This window comes from Corynebacterium marquesiae (assembly GCF_030229635.1).
In the GTDB taxonomy this organism is placed as follows: Bacteria; Actinomycetota; Actinomycetes; order Mycobacteriales; family Mycobacteriaceae; genus Corynebacterium; species Corynebacterium marquesiae.
This window is the reverse complement of sequence record NZ_JASPII010000013.1, coordinates 1-17422: the sequence shown is the minus strand read 5'-3', so window position 1 is coordinate 17422 and position 17422 is coordinate 1. Positions and strand designations below refer to the sequence as shown.

Annotated in this window: 18 protein-coding genes and 1 tRNA gene; 7 read left to right on the top strand and 12 right to left on the bottom strand. The window is 64.6% G+C overall.

Annotated elements, in window-relative coordinates; genetic code table 11:
• Nucleotides 1-3: 3 nt before the first annotated feature.
• Nucleotides 4-1374 carry a DNA repair protein RadA gene (gene radA / locus QP971_RS08905; protein WP_284811434.1) on the bottom strand — a complete coding sequence of 457 codons (1371 nt, stop codon included), beginning with the start codon at nucleotides 1372-1374 and terminating at the stop codon, nucleotides 4-6.
• Between the two features lie 69 nt (nucleotides 1375-1443).
• Entirely contained in the window at nucleotides 1444-2031 is a 588-nt protein-coding gene (locus tag QP971_RS08900; protein WP_284811432.1) for a hypothetical protein, read from the bottom strand.
• Between the two features lie 191 nt (nucleotides 2032-2222).
• Here QP971_RS08900 and QP971_RS08895 point away from each other — a divergent pair, with 191 nt between their 5' ends.
• From QP971_RS08895 to rlmB, 5 genes are read left to right on the top strand one after another with little or no spacing between them, the layout of a single operon-like run.
• Complete coding sequence (locus tag QP971_RS08895) at nucleotides 2223-2807, top strand: CarD family transcriptional regulator (RefSeq protein ID WP_005325718.1); 585 nt, start codon at nucleotides 2223-2225, stop codon at nucleotides 2805-2807.
• Nucleotides 2779-3528 carry a 2-C-methyl-D-erythritol 4-phosphate cytidylyltransferase gene (ispD, locus tag QP971_RS08890; protein WP_284811430.1) on the top strand — a complete coding sequence of 250 codons (750 nt, stop codon included), beginning with the start codon at nucleotides 2779-2781 and terminating at the stop codon, nucleotides 3526-3528. The genes QP971_RS08895 and ispD overlap by 29 nt, the downstream gene beginning before the upstream one ends.
• Entirely contained in the window at nucleotides 3521-4003 is a 483-nt protein-coding gene (gene ispF / locus QP971_RS08885) for a 2-C-methyl-D-erythritol 2,4-cyclodiphosphate synthase (protein WP_269953870.1), read from the top strand. The genes ispD and ispF overlap by 8 nt, the downstream gene beginning before the upstream one ends.
• Nucleotides 4004-4047: 44 nt before the next feature.
• On the top strand, nucleotides 4048-5436 hold the full coding sequence (cysS, locus tag QP971_RS08880) for a cysteine--tRNA ligase (protein WP_284811428.1): 1389 nt from the start codon (nucleotides 4048-4050) through the stop codon (nucleotides 5434-5436).
• 22 nt (nucleotides 5437-5458) lie between these two features.
• On the top strand, nucleotides 5459-6406 hold the full coding sequence (gene rlmB, locus QP971_RS08875; RefSeq protein ID WP_049377351.1) for a 23S rRNA (guanosine(2251)-2'-O)-methyltransferase RlmB: 948 nt from the start codon (nucleotides 5459-5461) through the stop codon (nucleotides 6404-6406).
• Nucleotides 6407-6409: 3 nt separating this feature from the next.
• On the opposite strand, the gene QP971_RS08870 is transcribed toward rlmB, so the two are convergent.
• From QP971_RS08870 to QP971_RS08850, 5 genes are all read right to left on the bottom strand, one after another.
• Complete coding sequence (locus tag QP971_RS08870) at nucleotides 6410-7420, bottom strand: HNH endonuclease signature motif containing protein (protein WP_284811426.1); 1011 nt, start codon at nucleotides 7418-7420, stop codon at nucleotides 6410-6412.
• A gap of 63 nt (nucleotides 7421-7483) precedes the next feature.
• Nucleotides 7484-8320 carry a CE1 family esterase gene (locus QP971_RS08865; RefSeq protein WP_284811424.1) on the bottom strand — a complete coding sequence of 279 codons (837 nt, stop codon included), beginning with the start codon at nucleotides 8318-8320 and terminating at the stop codon, nucleotides 7484-7486.
• Between the two features lie 11 nt (nucleotides 8321-8331).
• Nucleotides 8332-9246 (bottom strand): metal ABC transporter permease, encoded by a 915-nt coding sequence (locus tag QP971_RS08860; RefSeq protein ID WP_284811422.1) that lies wholly within the window; start codon nucleotides 9244-9246, stop codon nucleotides 8332-8334.
• Complete coding sequence (locus QP971_RS08855; RefSeq protein ID WP_284766994.1) at nucleotides 9224-9925, bottom strand: metal ABC transporter ATP-binding protein; 702 nt, start codon at nucleotides 9923-9925, stop codon at nucleotides 9224-9226. Before QP971_RS08855 ends, QP971_RS08860 begins: the two co-directional genes overlap by 23 nt.
• A complete protein-coding gene (locus QP971_RS08850; RefSeq protein WP_431831085.1) occupies nucleotides 9925-10920 on the bottom strand; it encodes a metal ABC transporter solute-binding protein, Zn/Mn family in 996 nt (331 codons plus the stop codon). The genes QP971_RS08855 and QP971_RS08850 overlap by 1 nt, the downstream gene beginning before the upstream one ends.
• Nucleotides 10921-10970: 50 nt before the next feature.
• Between QP971_RS08850 and QP971_RS08845 the strand changes: the two genes are divergently transcribed.
• Nucleotides 10971-12068, top strand: coding sequence for a LacI family DNA-binding transcriptional regulator (locus QP971_RS08845; protein ID WP_239278214.1), 1098 nt, complete (start codon nucleotides 10971-10973; stop codon nucleotides 12066-12068).
• Here QP971_RS08845 and otsB read toward each other — a convergent pair.
• The 5 genes from otsB to thrE all read right to left on the bottom strand — a co-directional run bounded on the left by otsB (nucleotide 12065) and on the right by thrE (nucleotide 17035).
• A complete protein-coding gene (gene otsB, locus QP971_RS08840) occupies nucleotides 12065-12847 on the bottom strand; it encodes a trehalose-phosphatase (RefSeq protein WP_284811419.1) in 783 nt (260 codons plus the stop codon). The two genes, QP971_RS08845 and otsB, sit on opposite strands and share 4 nt — an antisense overlap.
• Before the next feature lie 18 nt (nucleotides 12848-12865).
• Nucleotides 12866-13387: a hypothetical protein gene (locus tag QP971_RS08835; RefSeq protein WP_049377358.1), complete on the bottom strand. Its 522-nt coding sequence runs from the start codon at nucleotides 13385-13387 to the stop codon at nucleotides 12866-12868.
• The gene (locus QP971_RS08830; protein ID WP_284811417.1) at nucleotides 13384-14826 is read right to left on the bottom strand and encodes an alpha,alpha-trehalose-phosphate synthase (UDP-forming); all 1443 of its coding nucleotides are present in this window, start codon (nucleotides 14824-14826) and stop codon (nucleotides 13384-13386) included. Before QP971_RS08830 ends, QP971_RS08835 begins: the two co-directional genes overlap by 4 nt.
• A gap of 14 nt (nucleotides 14827-14840) precedes the next feature.
• Nucleotides 14841-15212, bottom strand: a complete 372-nt coding sequence (locus QP971_RS08825) for a hypothetical protein (protein ID WP_005325749.1) — start codon at nucleotides 15210-15212, stop codon at nucleotides 14841-14843.
• Nucleotides 15213-15298: 86 nt separating this feature from the next.
• Nucleotides 15299-17035 carry a threonine/serine exporter ThrE gene (gene thrE / locus QP971_RS08820; protein WP_284811415.1) on the bottom strand — a complete coding sequence of 579 codons (1737 nt, stop codon included), beginning with the start codon at nucleotides 17033-17035 and terminating at the stop codon, nucleotides 15299-15301.
• A gap of 151 nt (nucleotides 17036-17186) precedes the next feature.
• Between thrE and QP971_RS08815 the strand changes: the two genes are divergently transcribed.
• Nucleotides 17187-17259: transfer RNA gene (locus QP971_RS08815), tRNA-Thr, on the top strand.
• Nucleotides 17260-17422: the final 163 nt, after the last annotated feature.

The following is a 17422-nucleotide window of genomic DNA, read 5'->3' as shown; positions in this document are numbered from 1 at the left end:
GCGCTATCCCGACACCGCGGCGATGGCCTGCCCCAGCGTCCCGACCTGGTGTACATGCATGCCCTCTACCGGTTCGATATCCCCGCGTGGGACAATCGCGTTCTTATAGCCCAGCCGCGCGGCCTCCATCAAGCGCCGCTCCACATTGGGCACCGGCCGCAACTCTCCGGCCAGGCCCACCTCGCCGATGACCACCGTCTTGGCCGGCAGCGGCTGCTCGTGCAGTGAGGACCACGTTGCCAGCGCCACCGCCAGATCCGTGGCGGTTTCCGTAATCCGCATGCCACCCACCGTGGCGACATAAGCATCCTTATCGTTGGTGCGTTGGCCCGCGCGCGCCTGCAACACCGCGAGCACCATCGGCACGCGGTTGGAATCTAGCCCGGTCACCACGCGCCGCGGGTTCTTCGCCACTGGGTCCACCGTCAGCGCCTGCACCTCCGCCAGGATCGGCCGCACGCCGTCCATCGCGACCGTCACGGCCGAGCCATCCGGCGTCGTTCCGCGATGCGAGAGAAACAGCCCGGAAGGGTCCGCGACTTCCCGAATGCCGCCGGCCGTCTGCTCGAAGCAACCCACCTCGTCGGTGGCGCCAAAGCGATTCTTAATACCGCGCAGCATACGCAGGCTGGATTGGCGGTCACCCTCGAAGTTTAAGACGACGTCGACAAGATGCTCTAGCACGCGCGGGCCGGCCACGTTGCCATCCTTGGTCACGTGACCTACCAGCAGCACCGGAATGCCGGTGGACTTTGCCAGCGAGGTCAGCGCGGCCGTCACCGCGCGCGACTGCGCCACGCCACCGGATACGCCCTCTACGCCCACGGCGTGCATGGTCTGCACCGAATCGACGATGATCAGGCTCGGCTTGAGCTTATCCACGTGCCCAAAGACCGCATCCAAATTGGACTCGGCCGCCAAGTACAGCGATTCTTGGAGGGCACCGGTGCGTTCGGCGCGGGAGCGGACCTGGCCGGCGGATTCCTCGGCCGTCGCATAGAGCACGGTACGGCCGAGCTGGGCCCACCGCGAGGCTACTTCCAGCAGCAACGTGGATTTGCCCACGCCCGGCTCGCCGGCCATGAGCACCACTGAGCCGGGCACGATGCCGGTTCCTAGCACGCGGTCGAGCTCGCCGATGCCGGTGCGCACCGTCTTTGTCGCCTGCGCCCCAATCTTGGTAATCGGCTGCGCCGGGCTCGACGGCGCTACGCCCTTGCTTGCCGACGCCCCCGCAGCCCCCGGCCCCGCCACCACCGGCGCCCTTTCCTCCAATGTGCCCCAGGACCCGCAGTCGGGGCAGCGACCCAGCCACTTCGGCGAGACGTAGCCGCATTCGGAGCAGGCATGGATGGGGCGAGATTTCTTGGCCATAGCTTCTAGCCTAAAACACATAAACGCCCCCAGCCCGGAAAGGGAGGCTGGGGGCGGAAGCGCTGCGGCTTAGTTCTTCGGGGCCTCGGAGGAGTAGCCCTCAGCGGACTCGACGTCGCGGTCGAATTCGCCGGACTGCATCTGGGTGGCGGCAATGGTGGCGTCCACGTCGACGGAACCATTGGAGAACTCGAAGGTAACTGGGCGGTCGCCGGCGTAGCCAAAGTCATCGTTTTTCAGCTTGGTGGCGATGTACTGGACGCTCTCGGAATCCTGCTGGGTGGTGGCGTCCAGGTTCTTCTGGGAATCCGCGATGATGGACTGGTCGCGGTGCAGCGGCTGAGCCTTGTCCATCTCTACGCGCTGGCCGTCGACCTTTACGGACTCCAGGGAGATGACATCGGTGTCGTAGCCCTGGTTGACCGCGCTAAACTTCAACGCTGCGCTGCCATCCGGCTCCACCAAGATGGTGACATCGCGAACTGCAACCTTGTTATCATCCGTGCTTGCAGAAGCGCCATCGACCGCCGCCACCTTATCGGCGGTCTGGGTGACCTGACCCGCCGAGCAAGAAGCCAGCGCCAGAGCGGAAACGGCGGTAACGGAAATAATGGCACCGCGGCGGGCGGCGGACTTCAGGGACTGCACGTTGAGCATCCTCCATCAATTGCGATCACAGGGCTTATCAACGCTTTAGCCTAGTCCCTTTCGCATTAAAGTACACAGTTTGTCCCAAACCGGGCGGGTAGACCGTGGGGGTATACGGGGGTATCCGCAGGCGGGGCGGCCGCTCGTGATAAAATGACGGCCTTAGTCAACCGGGATAAAACGGGAAACAAGGAGTGGCAATGGAGTATAAGGTCGGCGAGGTCGTCGTCTACCCGCACCACGGTGCGGCCGTCATCGAGGATATCGAGACCCGCGAGATGGGTGGCGAGACGCTGGAATACCTGGTGCTGCACATCAACCAGTCCGACCTAGTCGTCCGCGTGCCCATCAAGAACGCCGATAACGTCGGCGTGCGCGACGTCGTGGGCAAGGAGGGCCTGGAAAAGGTCTTTTCTGTGCTGCGTGACGAGGACGTTGAAGAGGCTGGCAACTGGTCCCGCCGTTATAAGGCTAACCAGGAGCGCTTGGCCTCCGGCGATATCAATAAGGTCGCCGAGGTCGTTCGCGACCTGTGGCGTCGCGACCAGGACCGTGGCCTCTCGGCCGGCGAGAAGCGCATGCTGGGCAAGGCCCGCACCATCCTGGTGGGCGAGCTCGCGCTGGCCAAGCCGGTTGATGAGAAGAAGGCCGACACCATGATGGAAGAGATCGATGCCACCATCGAGCGCCACCGCGCGGCCGGATTGGTAGACGATAAGTCCATCACCACCGATATCGACAACGACATCGATCTCGATGACCTCTCCTTCGACGACGAAGACTAAACCACGCGTCATCGCGCTCATCGCGGCCGCCGGCCAGGGCACCCGCCTCGGTGCTGAGGTGCCCAAGGCTTATGTCGAGCTGCGTGGGCGCACCCTCCTGGAGCGCTCCGTGCGCACGCTGCTGGCCTCCGGCGTGGTCGATGAGGTCATTGTGCTGGTCAGCCCAGATATGGAGCCCGAGGCCGCCCGCATTATCGGCCGCATCGACGCCGCAGGCGCTAAAAGCGCTACAAACGCCGCGCCCATCCGCCTCGTGCACGGCGGCAGCGAGCGCGCCGATTCCGTGTGGGCCGGACTCCAGGCAATCCCCGACGACGACGCCGTGGTACTCATCCACGATGCGGCCCGGGCGCTGACCCCGCCGGCGATGGTGCGGGACGTCGCCAAGCGCGTGCTCGAAGGCGCCCCCGCGGCCGTGCCCGTGGTTCCCGTGGCCGATACCATCAAGGAAGTCGCGGCCGACGCCGTGCTGAGCACGCCCGACCGCTCCCGCCTGCGCGCCGTGCAAACCCCGCAGGCCTTCCTCCTGTCCGCGCTGCGCCAAGCCAACCTGGATTACTGGGCCCAGCAGCCCGAATTTACCGCCACGGACGACGCCAGCCTGATGGAATGGCACGGCGAGCGCGTGGCAACCGTGCCGGGCGATACCCTGGCGTTCAAAATCACCACTCCCATCGATCTCACCCTGGCCCACGCTTTGACCGAGGAGACCCATGACTAACCCGATTATCCCGCGCGTTGGCATCGCCACCGACGCCCACCAGATCGAGGCCGGCAAGGACTGCTGGATCGCCGGCCTACTCTTCGAGGATGTGGATGGCTGCGAGGGCCACTCCGATGGGGACGTGGTAGCGCACGCGCTTGTCGACGCCCTCTTATCCGCCTCCCACCTCGGCGACCTCGGCTCTTTCGTGGGCGTTGGCCGCCCCGAATACGACGGCGTATCCGGAGCGAAACTGCTGCGCGAATGCCGCGAACTGCTCGAATCCGAAGGGTTCATCATCGGCAATGCCGCCGCGCAGCTTATCGGCCAAACCCCCAAAATGGGCCCGCGCCGCGCAGAGGCCGAGGCTGTGTTGGGCGAAATCCTCGGTGCCCCCGTGTCCGTCTCTGCCACGACGACGGACCATATGGGGTTCACCGGCCGTAAGGAAGGGCGTGCGGCGGTTGCCACGGCCGTCGTCTGGCGCGCCTAGCCCACCACACTAACCCCGCGCACGCGTCAATTAGACTGGGTGGCGTGAGTACTTTGCGCATTTATGACACAGCCACCCGCAGCCAACGCGATTTCGAGCCGATTCGCCCCGGCCACGCCTCCATCTATCTGTGCGGCGCCACCCCGCAGGCCCAGCCGCACATCGGGCACTTGCGCTCCGGCGTCGCCTTCGACATCCTGCGCCGCTGGCTGCTCGCCCAAGGCTATGACGTAGCCCTGGTGCGCAACGTCACTGATATCGATGACAAGATCCTCACCAAGGCGGCCGAGAATAATCGCCCCTGGTGGGAGTGGGTGTCCACCTATGAGCGCGAGTTCACTAAGGCCTATAACACCCTGGGCGTCATCCCGCCTTCGGTTGAGCCGCGTGCGACCGGCTTTGTCACCCAAATGGTCGACTATATGCAGCGGCTTATCGACGCCGGCTTTGCCTACCCCGCCGACGGCTCCGTCTACTTCGATGTCGCCGCCTGGACCAAGGCCGAAGGATCTGATTACGGTTCGCTGTCCGGCAACAAGGTAGAGGAAATGGAGCAGGGCGAAGGCGAGGATTCCGCCAAGCGCGGCGCACAGGACTTTGCCCTGTGGAAGGCCGCGAAGCCAGGCGAGCCCAGCTGGCCTACCCCGTGGGGCGACGGCCGCCCTGGCTGGCACCTAGAGTGCTCGGCCATGTCCACCTATTACCTGGGCTCTAATTTCGATATCCACTGCGGCGGCCTAGACCTGCAGTTCCCACACCACGAGAACGAAATCGCGCAGTCGCATGCGGCCGGCGATAAGTTCGCCAACTACTGGATGCACAACCACTGGGTGACGATGTCAGGCGAGAAGATGTCGAAGTCGTTGGGCAACGTGCTCTCGATTCCGAATATGTTGGAGCTGGTGCGCCCGGTGGAGCTGCGCTACTACCTGGGCTCGGCACATTACCGCTCCGTGCTGGAGTATTCCGAGGCCGCGCTGACCGAGGCTGCCGCTGGCTACCGCCGCATCGAGGACTTCCTCGGCCACTTTGATGATCTGGAGCTGGGCGAGTGGACGCAGGGCTTTGCAGACGCGATGAATGATGACATCGCGGTGCCCAAGGCTCTGGCGGAAATCCACACCACCGTCCGCGCTGGCAATAAGGCGCTCGCGGCCGGCGATGAGGCCGAGGCGCGCACGCTGGCTGGCCAGGTCCGCGCGATGGCGCACGTACTTGGCTTTGACCCGCTGGAGTGGGAAGATGGAGCGCAAGCTAGCGGGGCGGATGCCGCGCTGGATGCGCTGGTACAAGCTGAGCTGGAGCGGCGCACCCAGGCGCGCGCGGACAAGGACTTCGCTACTGCCGACGCCGTCCGTGACCGCCTCGCGGCCGCCGGCATCACCATCACCGATACCCCAGACGGCCCGACCTGGTCGCTGGTGCAGCGTTAAGCACTCCGAAAGGACATAAATTATGGCACGTACCCACGGCCGCGGTGGCGCGGGAATCCGCAAGACCAATAAGAAGGGCGCAACCAAGGGCTCCGGCGGCCAGCGCCGCAAGGGCTTGGCCGGTAAGGGCCCGACGCCCAAGGCAGAGGACCGCATCTACCACGCCAAGCACAAGGCCAAGTTGGAACGCGAGCGCCGCAATTCCGGCCGCCACCAGAAGGAGACCGCCGAGATGGTCGTGGGCCGCAACCCGGTCATCGAGTGTCTGCACGCAAAGGTGCCGGCTACCACGCTCTACATCGTGGCCGGTACCCGCAACGACAAGCGGCTGTCCGAGGCCGTGGCCATGTGCAATACCCGCAATATCCCCATCATCGAGGTGCAGCGCCACGAGATGGACCGCATGACCGGTAACGGCATGCACCAAGGCATCGGGTTGCAGATCCCGCCGTATAAGTACGCCGACGTCGATGAGCTCATCGCCCGTGCGGCCGAGAACGCACGCCCAGGCATGTTCGTCATCTTGGATAACATCACCGACCCGCGCAACCTCGGCGCGGTCATCCGCTCCGTGGCGGCCTTCGGTGGCGATGGCGTCATCATTCCTGAGCGCCGTTCCGCCTCCGTAACCGCCGTGGCGTGGCGTACCTCGGCCGGCACGGCGGCGCGCCTGCCGGTTGCCCGCGCGACGAATATCACCCGCACCGTGCAGCAATTCCAAAAGAGCGGCTACCAGGTCGTCGGCCTGGATGCCGGCGGCGAGCACACGCTGGATACTTATAACGGCGCGACGGATCCCGTGGTGATCGTCATTGGTTCCGAAGGCAAGGGCATCTCCCGCCTCGTGCGCGAGAATTGTGACGTCATCATGTCCATCCCGATGACGGACTGGGTCGAGTCCCTCAATGCTTCCGTCGCGGCCGGCTCCGTGCTCTCCGAATTCGCACGCCAGCGCCGCGCGGCCCAGTAATCTCTAGCCGTTTTCCGCCCAGGGCGGCAGCCACTTAATGGTGCCATTTACCCGGGCGAGGCGGCCGCGTAGCGGTGGGGCGTTGGGGTCATCGTCGTTGACGCCATTGTGATACGGGCAGGCGATGGTGAGATTTTCGGGGTTCGTTTCGCCGCCGTGGCGCCACGCGGTGAGGTGGTGGACCTGGCACTCATCGGCGGGGTAATTGCACTGCGGCCACGGGCAGGTGGGGTTTTCCGCGGCGGCCATCGTGCGCTGCTTCGGCGAGGCGAGCCGCTCGCTGCGGTACAGGTTTACCGGGCCCTTCACGGGGTGGATCAAGGTGACGTAGCCGTGCGCGGTAAATGCGCGGTGCACCAAGTCCGCGCCGGTCATTCGGGCACCATTGGTGAGCTGCAGGGTGATGTCATCGCCCGCGGTGTCGACGACACGGTCGAGTTCGTCTAGGCGCAGCACCACATTGGTGGTCACGACCGCCGGGGAAGTTGCGGCGGTGCCTTGGAAAATCTTGCGCACCGAATCGAGCGGGGCGTCCTTATCAAGCGCGGCGTGCATATCCGCGATGTCCGCAGACTTGCCGGTAATTGTCATGGTCCAGGGGCCATTGGTGCGACGATAGAGCTTGACACCGGGTGTGCGCTGCGGCGGGCCTTTAATCTCACGCACGCGCTTGCGCCCCTGCTTATCGACGTCCGACGCATCCCCCTTTATCCCACATAGCTCCCGCCGCAGCGCCCAGGCCTGGCGCTTATTTTTCAGCTTGGTGGCGTGGCGCTCGATGGCCAGCAGCGCGGTGAGGCTGTGCTCGTTGGCGCGGGCTGCGGCGGCGGTTTCGCGCTGGAGGCGGCTAAAGGCGGTGGGGCCGAAGTAGGTATCGGCGAGGGCAAGGAGGCGGGCGGCGGTGGTGTCGGGGCAGCCGGCGTCGATAAGCGCGCGCTTAGTAAGGCCATGGCAGTCGGCGATGATGTCCATGCCGGCGGCCAGGCCTGTCAAGAATGTTTGTAGCGCGTTCACGGCTCCACACGTTAAGTGCGGGTGCACGCAGGCGCGCGGTGCGTGGCGCGCAGCTGTGGATAACTAAGCCTGGGCGTCGTCGAGGCCGAAGAACTCGCGGACCTTATCCACAGCGCGGAAGGAATCCGTATTTGGGCCTATGCGTGGGTCGGTTTTCATGCTAGAGGGAATCACGTGGCCGAGGCCCTCCATGGTCCACAGCTCGACGGGGAAATCGCCGTCGTATGCGGTGGCGGTGACATCCGTGGTGGGGTGGTAGTCGCGGGGCGGCTGGCAGCCATTGGCCAGCGCGAAGTACTCGGCGGTGGCCGGCGCGGAAAGCACACGGCCGCGGGTGCGCTCGGCATCCAGCCCGGCGACCCCGCCCTCATAAGGCGCGTACGGGTCGGCGGTGCCGTGGAAAAACAGCAGTGGCGTGGGCCTGTAACCGGCCGGGTTGCTGGGCGCGTGGTTGTCGCCCTCGCCCAGGGTGGAGGCGAAAATGCAGGCGCGGGTGAGGCTAAAGGGGGCGTCGAAAAGCAGGCGGAGCACCATCTGCCCGCCGTTGGAGTAGCCGCAGGCAAAGGTGCGGTCGGTGCCGAATTCGCGCCGCATCTCTTCGACGAGGAAGGCAGTAAAGGCAACGTCGTCCACGTTCTCCGCGCGGGCGGTAACCGGCAGGATGCTGCGGCAATCGTTGAAATGGCGGTCGATGCCGTCGGGGTAGACGAGGACGGTGTTGGTGGCGTCGGCAAGCTCGTCGAAGGTGCCGTTGGTAAAGCGGCGCATCACGCTGCCGGACTGCAGCGAGCCGTGGAAGAAGAGCAAGAGGTCCGGGCGCGGGCCGGGGTTATCCGGCGCGATGACGAGGAAGCGGCGGGTGCGGCCATCCACATCCGCGGTGCGGCGGTGTACGTGCATAGCCGCCCAGTCTAGTCGGCGTGATGCTCTTCGGCGGTGCTGTGGCAGTCGGCGTGGAAGCGCCTAGCGGCGACCTCGTCACGCACCGCCTTTTTATTGCGCTGCCAGCCAATGAGGCGGCATATCAAGTAAATGACAAAAGAAATGGTGGTAACAAAAACCGAGACTGGAAGGCCGGGCGCGAGCGACAAGACAAAGCCGCCCACGGCTGAGACCTCGGCGAAAATGGTGGCCCACATGACCGCGCGCAGGGGCGAGGAGGTAATCTGCACGGCCGCAGCACCCGGGGTGATGAGCAGCGCCATGACGAGCAGCGAGCCGACGATTTGTACCGACTGCGCGGCCGCCAAGCCTACGAGTACGGCGAAGGCGACGGAAATGAAGCGGGTGGGTACGCCGGCTGCCTGGGCCATGACCGGGTCGGCAGAGGCGAAGAGCATGGGCCGCCACAGGATGGCTACGGCGGCGAGGATGACCACGGTGGTCGCGGCCAAGAGCCATACCGAGGCCGAAGACACACCGACGATCTGGCCGGTCAGCAACGTCATCGCGGTATTTGCATTGCCGGGGTAGAGGTGTAAAAACAGCACCGAGAGGCCGAGGCCAAAGCTCATGACCACGCCAATGGCGCTATCTTGCTGGCCTTTGAAGCCCAGCACGGCGAGGATGATGGCGGCGACGATGGCGCCGGCCACCGCGCCGAATCCCAGGTTGAGGCCGAAAAGCAGCGCAGCCGAGGCACCCATGAGCGCAAGCTCGGAGGTGGCGTGGACGGAAAAGGACATTTGGCGCAGCACGATGAGCGAGGTCATCACGCCGGAGAGAATGCCCAGCAGTGCGGAGGCGATGAGCGAGGACTGCACAAAGTCCACGCTGAGCAGGTACTGGGTGTCTTCTACAAAGCTAGACAACGATAAGCCTCCCATCGACGTTTAAGACGTTGACCTTGGAACCGTAGAGCTCGGAAAGGACATCGGAGCGCATGACCTCATCTACGGTGCCGAAGGTATGGCCGCCGGGGGCGAGGTAGAGCACCTTATCGGTCACGCCGAGCACCGGGTTGATTCCGTGGGTGACGAACATGATGGAGGTACCGCGCTCGCGGCGCAGCGCATCCAGCTTGTCCACGGTGGCTTGCTGGCGTGCCGGGTCGAGCGAGAGCAGCGGCTCGTCGGCGAGGATGAGCTCGGGGTCGTTGGCCAGCGCTTGGGCTTGGCGGATGAGCTGCTGCTGGCCGCCGGAAAGCTGGCCGACGCGGCGGTCGCGCAGGCCGGTGGCACCGACCTCGGCGAGGAGCTCGTCGACGCGATGGCGGGGTGGGCGGCGGCGTCGGAAAGCGCCGTGGGCGAGCGAGAGCGAGACTAAATCGCGGGCGCGCAGCGGCAGGTCGGCCGGGAACATGCGTTGCTGCGGGATGAAGCCGACGCGGCAGTTAACGTCGACGGTGCCGGCCGTGAGCTTGCGGGTTCCCAAGATGGTGCCGAGCAGGGTGGATTTGCCCACGCCATTGGGGCCCAAAACGGCGATAAACTCGCCGCGGTCAACGGCGAGGTTAAGGCTGGACCACAGCGGGGCAACCGCTGCGTCATGAAACTGGATGAGCACTAGAGCTGCCCCAGGGAATCGGTGACCTCGTCATAGTAGGTCCAGAATTCTTTGCCATCCGGTGGGGTCTCGCCGATTTCGACGATAGAGACGTCCGCATCCTCCGCGGCGGACTTGATGCGGCCGGCGGTATCGGTTTCGGTCTGTGGGTTAAAGATGAGCAGGTCTACCTTGTCCTCCTTGATCGCCTTGGTGAAGGCAGCGAGGTCGGCCGCGGTGGGCTCGCCCTCAGAAATGGTGGCCTTGCGGTAGCCCTCTGGGGTGACATCCTTGCCGGAGGTGTACTTCATGATGTAGTCCGCAATCGGCTCGGTCTGCGCGTAGGAGAGATCGCCCGGCAGTTCCTTGAGCTTGTCGCGCAAGCGGTCAACGTGGGAATCCACGCGTTCGGTGCTGGCGTTGGCATCGGTATTGAGCTCGTTGATCTGGTCAGCGATATTTCCTGCGACCTCGTCAAGCGCGGCCGGGTCGTACCAGATGTGCTCGTTGCCCTCGATATTGGTGACCTTCTTCGGATCCTTCTTGGCGGTGGCCTTGGCGGCGTCGATGGTCATGACATTGGGTTCATCGGCCAGTTTGCCGTGATCGGTGAGCGGCAGGGCGGAGATGATGTTGTCCTGGTCGGAGACGGCTTGGTAAATCCAGGAATCGTAGCCGCCGCCGTTGACCACGAGCAGGTCCGCGTCCTCGGCCTTGGCGATATCGGCCGCGGAAGGCTCGAAGTGGTGCGGGTCAACGCCGTTGCCCTCGACGATGGGCTTGACCTCGATGTCCACGCCGGAGGCGGTATCGGCCACGGCTTGGGCGACGTCGGCCCAGATGGAGGTGGACGCGACGATGGAAATCTTCTTCTGGGCGCCCGGCTCGGCGGCCGAGTCCTCGGTGTCGGAGGAGCAGGCGGTGGCGGTCAGCAGGAGGCCACCGGCCGCGAGGAGGGCTGCGGATGCGCGAAGTGAGGTATGCATAGTTTCCAGTGTGCGTTTGATGGGAACCATTGTCAATTGAATATGTATTGAAAACACGGCCGCGGGGTATGCTTGCGGCCATGGTGAAACGCAGCCCCACCCGCAAGACGCTGGCCTCGCTGGCCGCCGAACTGGGTGTTTCGCGCACGACGGTATCCAATGCTTATAGTCGGCCGGACCAGCTTTCGGCCGCAACGCGCGAGCGCATCCTGGCGGCGGCGAAGGCGCGGGGGTATCCCGGGCCGGACCCTACGGCCCGCAGCCTGCGCACTCGCCGCGCGGGCTCGGTGGGCGTGCTGCTGACCGAGCACCTGTCCTATGCCTTCGAGGACATGGCCTCGGTGGATTTCCTGGCCGGCATGGCAGAAGCCTCGGCCGGCGCGCAGACTACGCTCACCCTCATCCCGGCCGGCCCGGAGGGCGAGGCGGAGGCCGCCAGCTTGGTGGGCGCGGCCGCGGTGGATGGCTTTGTGGTCTACTCCGTGGCGGCCGGGGATGCCTACCTCGAGGCGGCGCGCGGCCGCGGGCTGCCGGTGGTGGTCTGCGATCAGCCGACGGATTCGGGCCTGCCGTTCGTGGGCATCGATGACCGCGCGGCGATTGCCCCGGCCGCCCGCGCGCTGGTGGAGGCCGGCCACCGCAAGATTGGAGTGCTGGCGATTCGTCTCAAACGCGAGCGCCACGATGGCCCCATTTCGTGGGGTGAGCTGCAGGGCGCCGATATGCACGTGCAGCGCGCCCGGGTCATGGGTGCCATGGACGTCTTTGCGCAGGCGGGCATCGCGCCCGAGACCGTGCCCGTGGTTACTCAACACATCAACGATGCGCACACCACGCGAGCGGCTGCGCAGTTGCTTCTCGACGCCCACCCCGACCTCACCGCCGTCCTGTGCACCACCGACTCGATGGCGTTGGGCGTGATGACCTATGCGCGCGAGCGGGGCATCGACGTCCCCGGTGAGTTATCCGTTACCGGCTTCGACGGCATTGATGCGGCGCAGCGCCTTGGCTTGACGACGATCGTCCAACCCAATAAGGCCAAGGGCGCGGCCGCCGGCCACATGCTCGCCAAGCTCATCGCGGGCACAGAGGAATCGGGCGCAGGCGAAACTGCGGTGCTACGGCGCGTGCTGCAGACCAGCTTCGCGGCCGGGCGGACGGTGGCGCCGCCGCGCTAGGCAGCGCCGCCGTTGTTGGGGCGGCTGACATGGGCCGCGCGGGCGGCGGCGAGTTCGGTGAGGAAGTGGGCGACGGCGTCGACGTCGGCAAGCTGCACTACGGCCGCGGTCTCGCCCTCGCCGACCTTGACGCCGACGTCTGGCGGCTGGTGCAGGGCGCGGAAACCGTCCTCATCGGTGACGTCATCGCCCAAGAAGACCACGGTGGTGGCTCCGGTGCGCTCGCGCAAGTTCTCAATCCACGTGCCCTTGGTGGCCTGGGTGGCGGAGAACTCCACCACGGACTTGCCGGCCGTGCGCGGGAAGCCGCCCGGATCGAGCGCGAGGCCGGCCTCATAAGCCTGGGCGGCAGCCTCTGGATCGGAATCCTCGAGCGCGCGCAGGTGCAACACGCGCTGGAAGGGCTTGACCTCGATATCCGCGCCGGGGAAGAGCTCCATGATCTCGCGAATCTCGGCTTCCTTGGTGGCGAGGTGCTCGCGCATCGCGGGGGTCAGATCTGTCTCCTCCCACGAGGATTCGGCGCCGTGGGAGCCGCCGAAGACAACGGGCTCGCGCAGCGGGCACACGCGCTGGAGACCTTCGAGGTGGCGGCCGGAGAGAACGGCCGCGGTGGTATTCGGCAGGTGGGCCAGTTTATCCAGGGCGCTCAGTGATTCCTGGTTCATTTCGACCTCATAGATAGCCGTGGCGAAGGGGGAGAGCGTGCCGTCGAAGTCCGAGACCACCGCGAGGTGCTCGGCGGCGGCAAGGGCCTTGATGGTGGTTGAAAGCGTCATGGCTTCCAGCCTACGCAACTAACCGCCGAGGGAAACCAGCTTGATAGAGGGCGAGTCCACCTCATCGGTGACCAGTTCCAAGACCAGTTGGTTATTGGAATTGACGGTGTAGTGGAAATCGTGGTCCGCGGAAATCAGGTTGCGCAGCAGGTTATCGGCCCACACGGACGCGCCGTGGCAATCTTCGGCGGTCTCGTCAAACTCCACCTCATCAAAGTGGAGGCGGTTGCCCTCCCGGATGTTTTGGCGTTCATCATCGGCGGAATAGATCACCTTGCCCACCATTTGGGCGCACCCGGTGGTGCCCACCATCGTGGATTCACCAAAACTCAACGTGGGGGCCTGCGGAATGGACTCCGGGATGGTGGAGGCGGCATCCGGGGTGGTGCTGATGGAGACTACCTGCCACTGTTTGTCCAGGATCTGCTCATCGCCAGGGGCTTTCGGTTCCTCGTCGCTGGAGCCACAGCCGGCCAGTAGTGCGGCGGCACAGGTTGCGGCAATGGGCGCTGCGGCTAGGCGGGGAAAGCGAGACATCATGCGCCCTCCCCCTGTTCTTCAGCTTGGCGCAGGCAGCCCAGGAAGGACTGGGACCATAGCTGCACGTCGTGTTCGGTGACTTGCTGGTGCATGGTGAGCATGCGCTGGGTCATGGCGGAGGGGGCGTCGTCAAGCGCCTTGAGCGCATTGAGCAAGGCGGCCTTGACGGACTCGATATCGAAGGGATTGCACAGGTAGGCCTGGCTGAGCTCATCGGCCGCGCCGGCGAACTCGGAGAGCACCAGCGCGCCCGAGCCATCGTCGTGGCAGGCCACGTATTCCTTGGCCACCAGGTTCATACCGTCCTTGAAGGGGGTCACCAGCATGACATCGGCCATGCGGTAGTAGCAGCGCAGGAGGCTCTTGGCCACGCCCCGGTGCTGGTAGTGGACCACCGGGTGGCCCACACGGGCAAAGCGCCCGTTGATGCGGCCAACGGCTTCTTCCACCTCGGAGCGGGTGGCCTTGTAATGGTCGAGGCGCTCGCGCGACGGCGTGGCTAGCTGCACCAGCGCTACCTCTTCCGGGTCGAGCACGCCGGTATCCAGTAACTCCTCAAAGGCGGTCAGCCGCTGCAGGATGCCTTTGGTGTAATCGAGGCGATCCACGCCCAAGATGATTCGCTTGGGTGAGCCCAGTTCTTCGCGCAGCTTGGCGACGTCCCTTTCATCCTCCGCGGTGAACGCGGCAAAGTCCTTTGCAGCGATAGAAATGGGGAAGGCGCCTACGTCGATGGTGCGCCCCTGCGGCAGGCGAATATGCGCGGTGACCTCGCGGGTGCTGGCCTCGCCTTCCACGTTGAGGCCCTGGCAGCGGGCAAGCTCCAAGAAGTTGCGGGCATTGGCCTCCAAGTGGAAGCCAATGAGGTCCGCGCCAAGTAGCCCGCGCACGAGCTCCTCGCGCCAGGGCAGCTGGCGGAAGAGATCGGCAGAAGGGAAGGGGATGTGCAGGAAGAATCCGATGGTGAGATCGGGGCGCTTCTGGCGCAGGATGCCGGGTAAAAGCTGCAGCTGGTAGTCCTGTACCCACACGGTGGCGCCCTCGGCGGCGACCGCGGCTACTTCATCTGCAAAGCGCAGGTTGACCTCGCGATAGGCGTGCCACCAATCGCGGTCATAGGTGGGGGTGACGATGAGATCGTGGTAGAGCGGCCACAGGGTGGCATTAGAAAAACCCTCATAAAAGCCCTCGAAATCGGACTCGGTGAGTCTGACCGGGTGCAGCAGCACGCCGGCATCGGTGCGGAAGGGCTCTGGTGCGGCATCGGCTACACCGGGCCAGCCCACCCAGCAACCCTGTTGTGATTCGAGGACTGGAGACAATGCGGTGACCAGACCGCCCGGCGAGGGCGTCCAGGTATGGCTGCCATCAGGCCGAGTCTCCAGATCTACCGGCAGGCGGTTGGCCACCACCACGAAGTCATTGCCACGCTCACTCATGGTGCAAGAATAACTTAAGACTTCTTAGTGGACTTTTTCGTTGCCTTCTTGGAGGCCTTCTTCGTTGCCTTTTTGGTGGCCTTCTTTGTAGCCTTCTTGGTCGACTTCTTCGTCGATTTCTTGGTGGACTTCTTAGTCGACTTCTTCGTGGACTTTTTGCTGGATTTCTTGGTCGACTTCTTCGGAGCGGCATCGGCCTGCTCCGCCAGCACCTTCTTGTGCACCAGGCCCTTTGGCTCCACGCCCAGCATGGACATCAGGGTCACTCCGTCGAGGAAGTCCTGCGCATAGGTGGCCACGATGCGGCGGGCTGCGCGGGAGGTCTCCTCCTCAAGGGCGTGATTCTGGTCAGCCTGTGGGTGGGTGTCTTGGACCTTGGGTGGCACGACGTGTCCTCCTGAACGTTGTGGAAACTACTTAAGCGCTTGCAAGAAAAGCTATCAGAGCAAATATTGTACGCTACCGGCGGCGTTTAGGGCCGCTCGGGTCCGGATTCGGTGCCCGACTGCTCCGGTTTCTGGGCACGAAACGTTTCGGTGCCCGGCACGGTATAGGTGGTCTTCTCGCGCTGCTGCGGCTGCGCCGGCCACTGGGAATCCTCCGGCCACAGGTCCGCGGCCGAGCGGGTATGCGGCGCATGGTTTTGGGCCTCGTGGCGCGGGTGCTGCTGCGGCGGCTTCGGCCCGAGCTTGGGTGGTAACTCCGGGCGATTGACGCGCGGGGCAAACGGGGACATCGGCACGCGCGGGATGCGCGGGGCCTTGCGGGCCAAGTGCGTGGCCTTATGGAAGGAGAAGCGGCCGATGCGCTTGAAGGCGGTGTACGGGCGGAAGTACTGCGGGCGGCGCAGGCGGCGAGCCACGCGCTCGCCCAGTACTACGCCGGCGGCCAGGGCGCCGGAGATGGCCAGCGCCATGGCCATATTGGTAAAGCCGGTAATCATCTGCTCATTGAGCGAGGCGTACATGCCGCGGTAGAGCATGAGGCCGGGCAGCATCGGCGTATAGCCCACGATCATGGTGATAAGCGGCGGAATTCCCCAGCGGCGCGACATCAAACCGCCGGCCAGGCCAACGACCACCGCGGAAAGACCAGAGGCAATCACAGGGCCGACGCCGAAGGGCACCACCACGAAGTAATAGAAAATCATGCCGGCCGCGGCCGTAAGGCCAGACATGGTGACCTCAATCCAGGCCGCGCCGCAGGCCAGTGCAAAGGCAGCAGAACCCGTGCCCCCAAGCAGCACTAGCAGTGGAATTTCGTGGTAGACCGGCGGGGCCAGCGTGGCTAGCGGCGGCAGATTAAAGCCCAGGGAATCGGCCAGCTGGATGCCCACACCGACGCCGGCGATGATGGCTCCGGTAGATAGCAGCGCCTCAAAGAAACGGGCGGAGGAGGTGACGGGGGCGCGCGTGATGCCGTCGACAAGCGACTGCACCAACGTCAGCCCCGCCACCAGCACGATGATCCCGGAGGCAATGATCTGCGCGGGCGAGAAATTAATGCCGAAAGAGGCCGCGACATTGTACAAAATGGCGGCCGGGAAGACGGCGAAAAAGCCGCCGACCACATTCTGGTAAAAGGGCGGCAGGCGGTAATTAGCCAACCAGGCGTTCAAGCCCATGATGAACGCGGAGACCACAAACGCCACCACGCCGACGAGCAGGTCGCCGCCAAGCATCATGGAAATCAGGCCACCCATCGCGCCCCAGCCGAGCATGACCGTGGACGGCTTATAGGGCGCTGGCATGCGGTCGATCTCGTCTAGGCGCTGTTCCGCCATGGCCGGCGGCATCTGGCCGGAGTGGATAGAGCGAATGAGCTTATCGACGGCCGCGAGCTTGGAAAAATCCACGCCAATGCTCGGCACCACGCGGAAGACGTGCAGGTTTTTGCGCTGCTCACCGGTGCCGATGGCGGTGTGGATGGTGATGGTATTCATCAAGATGTCCACGTGGCAGTAGTGCAAACCATACGAAGACGCTGCCAGGTGCACCTGGGCGCGCGCATCCGAGTTGGCGGTGCCGGCTCCGATGAGGATTTCACCAATGCGAGCGGCGATCTCCATAACGCCGGTGACCTGGGCGGCGTCAGTGAGATCGACCGGGGCGAGTGGTGATGGAGGTGGTGCGGCTTTAGCCGCGTCGATGATGGCTACCTGGCCCGAAGAAGCGCGCAGGCGCTCCCGCATAGCGGACAAAAATGACACGGAAATAACCCTCGAAAAAGCGCTGGAAATGTGGGAAAGATTCTCCCTGAACTTTAGCCCCTGCACCCTGCCAATGCATAGATGGGGGACCGGCTTTCCCTTCGGCGCTGGTGCTCGGGTACTATGCAACGAGCGGGATTTCTCCCGTGGTGCTGGAGTGGCGCAATTGGTAGCGCAACGCACTTGTAATGCGTAGGTTGCGAGTTCAAGTCTCGTCTCCAGCTCAAAAGGAGGCTGGGCCCCGGTGTGGGCCTAGCCTTCGGTGGTTTTTGAGGGGGCGTCGATAAGCCGAAAAAGTCGGTCGACCATGGGGTTAAGGGTCAAAATGTGTGTCTGGCTCGGCGTGTCGCTGGGGTTAGATTTGGCCTTTTTGGATGCCGATTGAGT

Coding starts and splice junctions, on each gene's coding strand:
- ispF (WP_269953870.1), top strand. CDS start 3,521: ATGACTAACCCGATTATCCCGCGCGTTGGCATCGCCACCGACGCCCAC.
- otsB (WP_284811419.1), bottom strand. CDS start 12,847: ATGACGCTTTCAACCACCATCAAGGCCCTTGCCGCCGCCGAGCACCTC.
- QP971_RS08865 (WP_284811424.1), bottom strand. CDS start 8,320: ATGCACGTACACCGCCGCACCGCGGATGTGGATGGCCGCACCCGCCGC.
- QP971_RS08895 (WP_005325718.1), top strand. CDS start 2,223: ATGGAGTATAAGGTCGGCGAGGTCGTCGTCTACCCGCACCACGGTGCG.
- QP971_RS08835 (WP_049377358.1), bottom strand. CDS start 13,387: ATGATGTCTCGCTTTCCCCGCCTAGCCGCAGCGCCCATTGCCGCAACC.
- QP971_RS08900 (WP_284811432.1), bottom strand. CDS start 2,031: ATGCTCAACGTGCAGTCCCTGAAGTCCGCCGCCCGCCGCGGTGCCATT.
- QP971_RS08850 (WP_431831085.1), bottom strand. CDS start 10,920: ATGGTTCCCATCAAACGCACACTGGAAACTATGCATACCTCACTTCGC.
- rlmB (WP_049377351.1), top strand. CDS start 5,459: ATGGCACGTACCCACGGCCGCGGTGGCGCGGGAATCCGCAAGACCAAT.
- radA (WP_284811434.1), bottom strand. CDS start 1,374: ATGGCCAAGAAATCTCGCCCCATCCATGCCTGCTCCGAATGCGGCTAC.
- QP971_RS08845 (WP_239278214.1), top strand. CDS start 10,971: ATGGTGAAACGCAGCCCCACCCGCAAGACGCTGGCCTCGCTGGCCGCC.
- QP971_RS08830 (WP_284811417.1), bottom strand. CDS start 14,826: ATGAGTGAGCGTGGCAATGACTTCGTGGTGGTGGCCAACCGCCTGCCG.
- QP971_RS08860 (WP_284811422.1), bottom strand. CDS start 9,246: ATGGGAGGCTTATCGTTGTCTAGCTTTGTAGAAGACACCCAGTACCTG.
- ispD (WP_284811430.1), top strand. CDS start 2,779: ATGACCTCTCCTTCGACGACGAAGACTAAACCACGCGTCATCGCGCTC.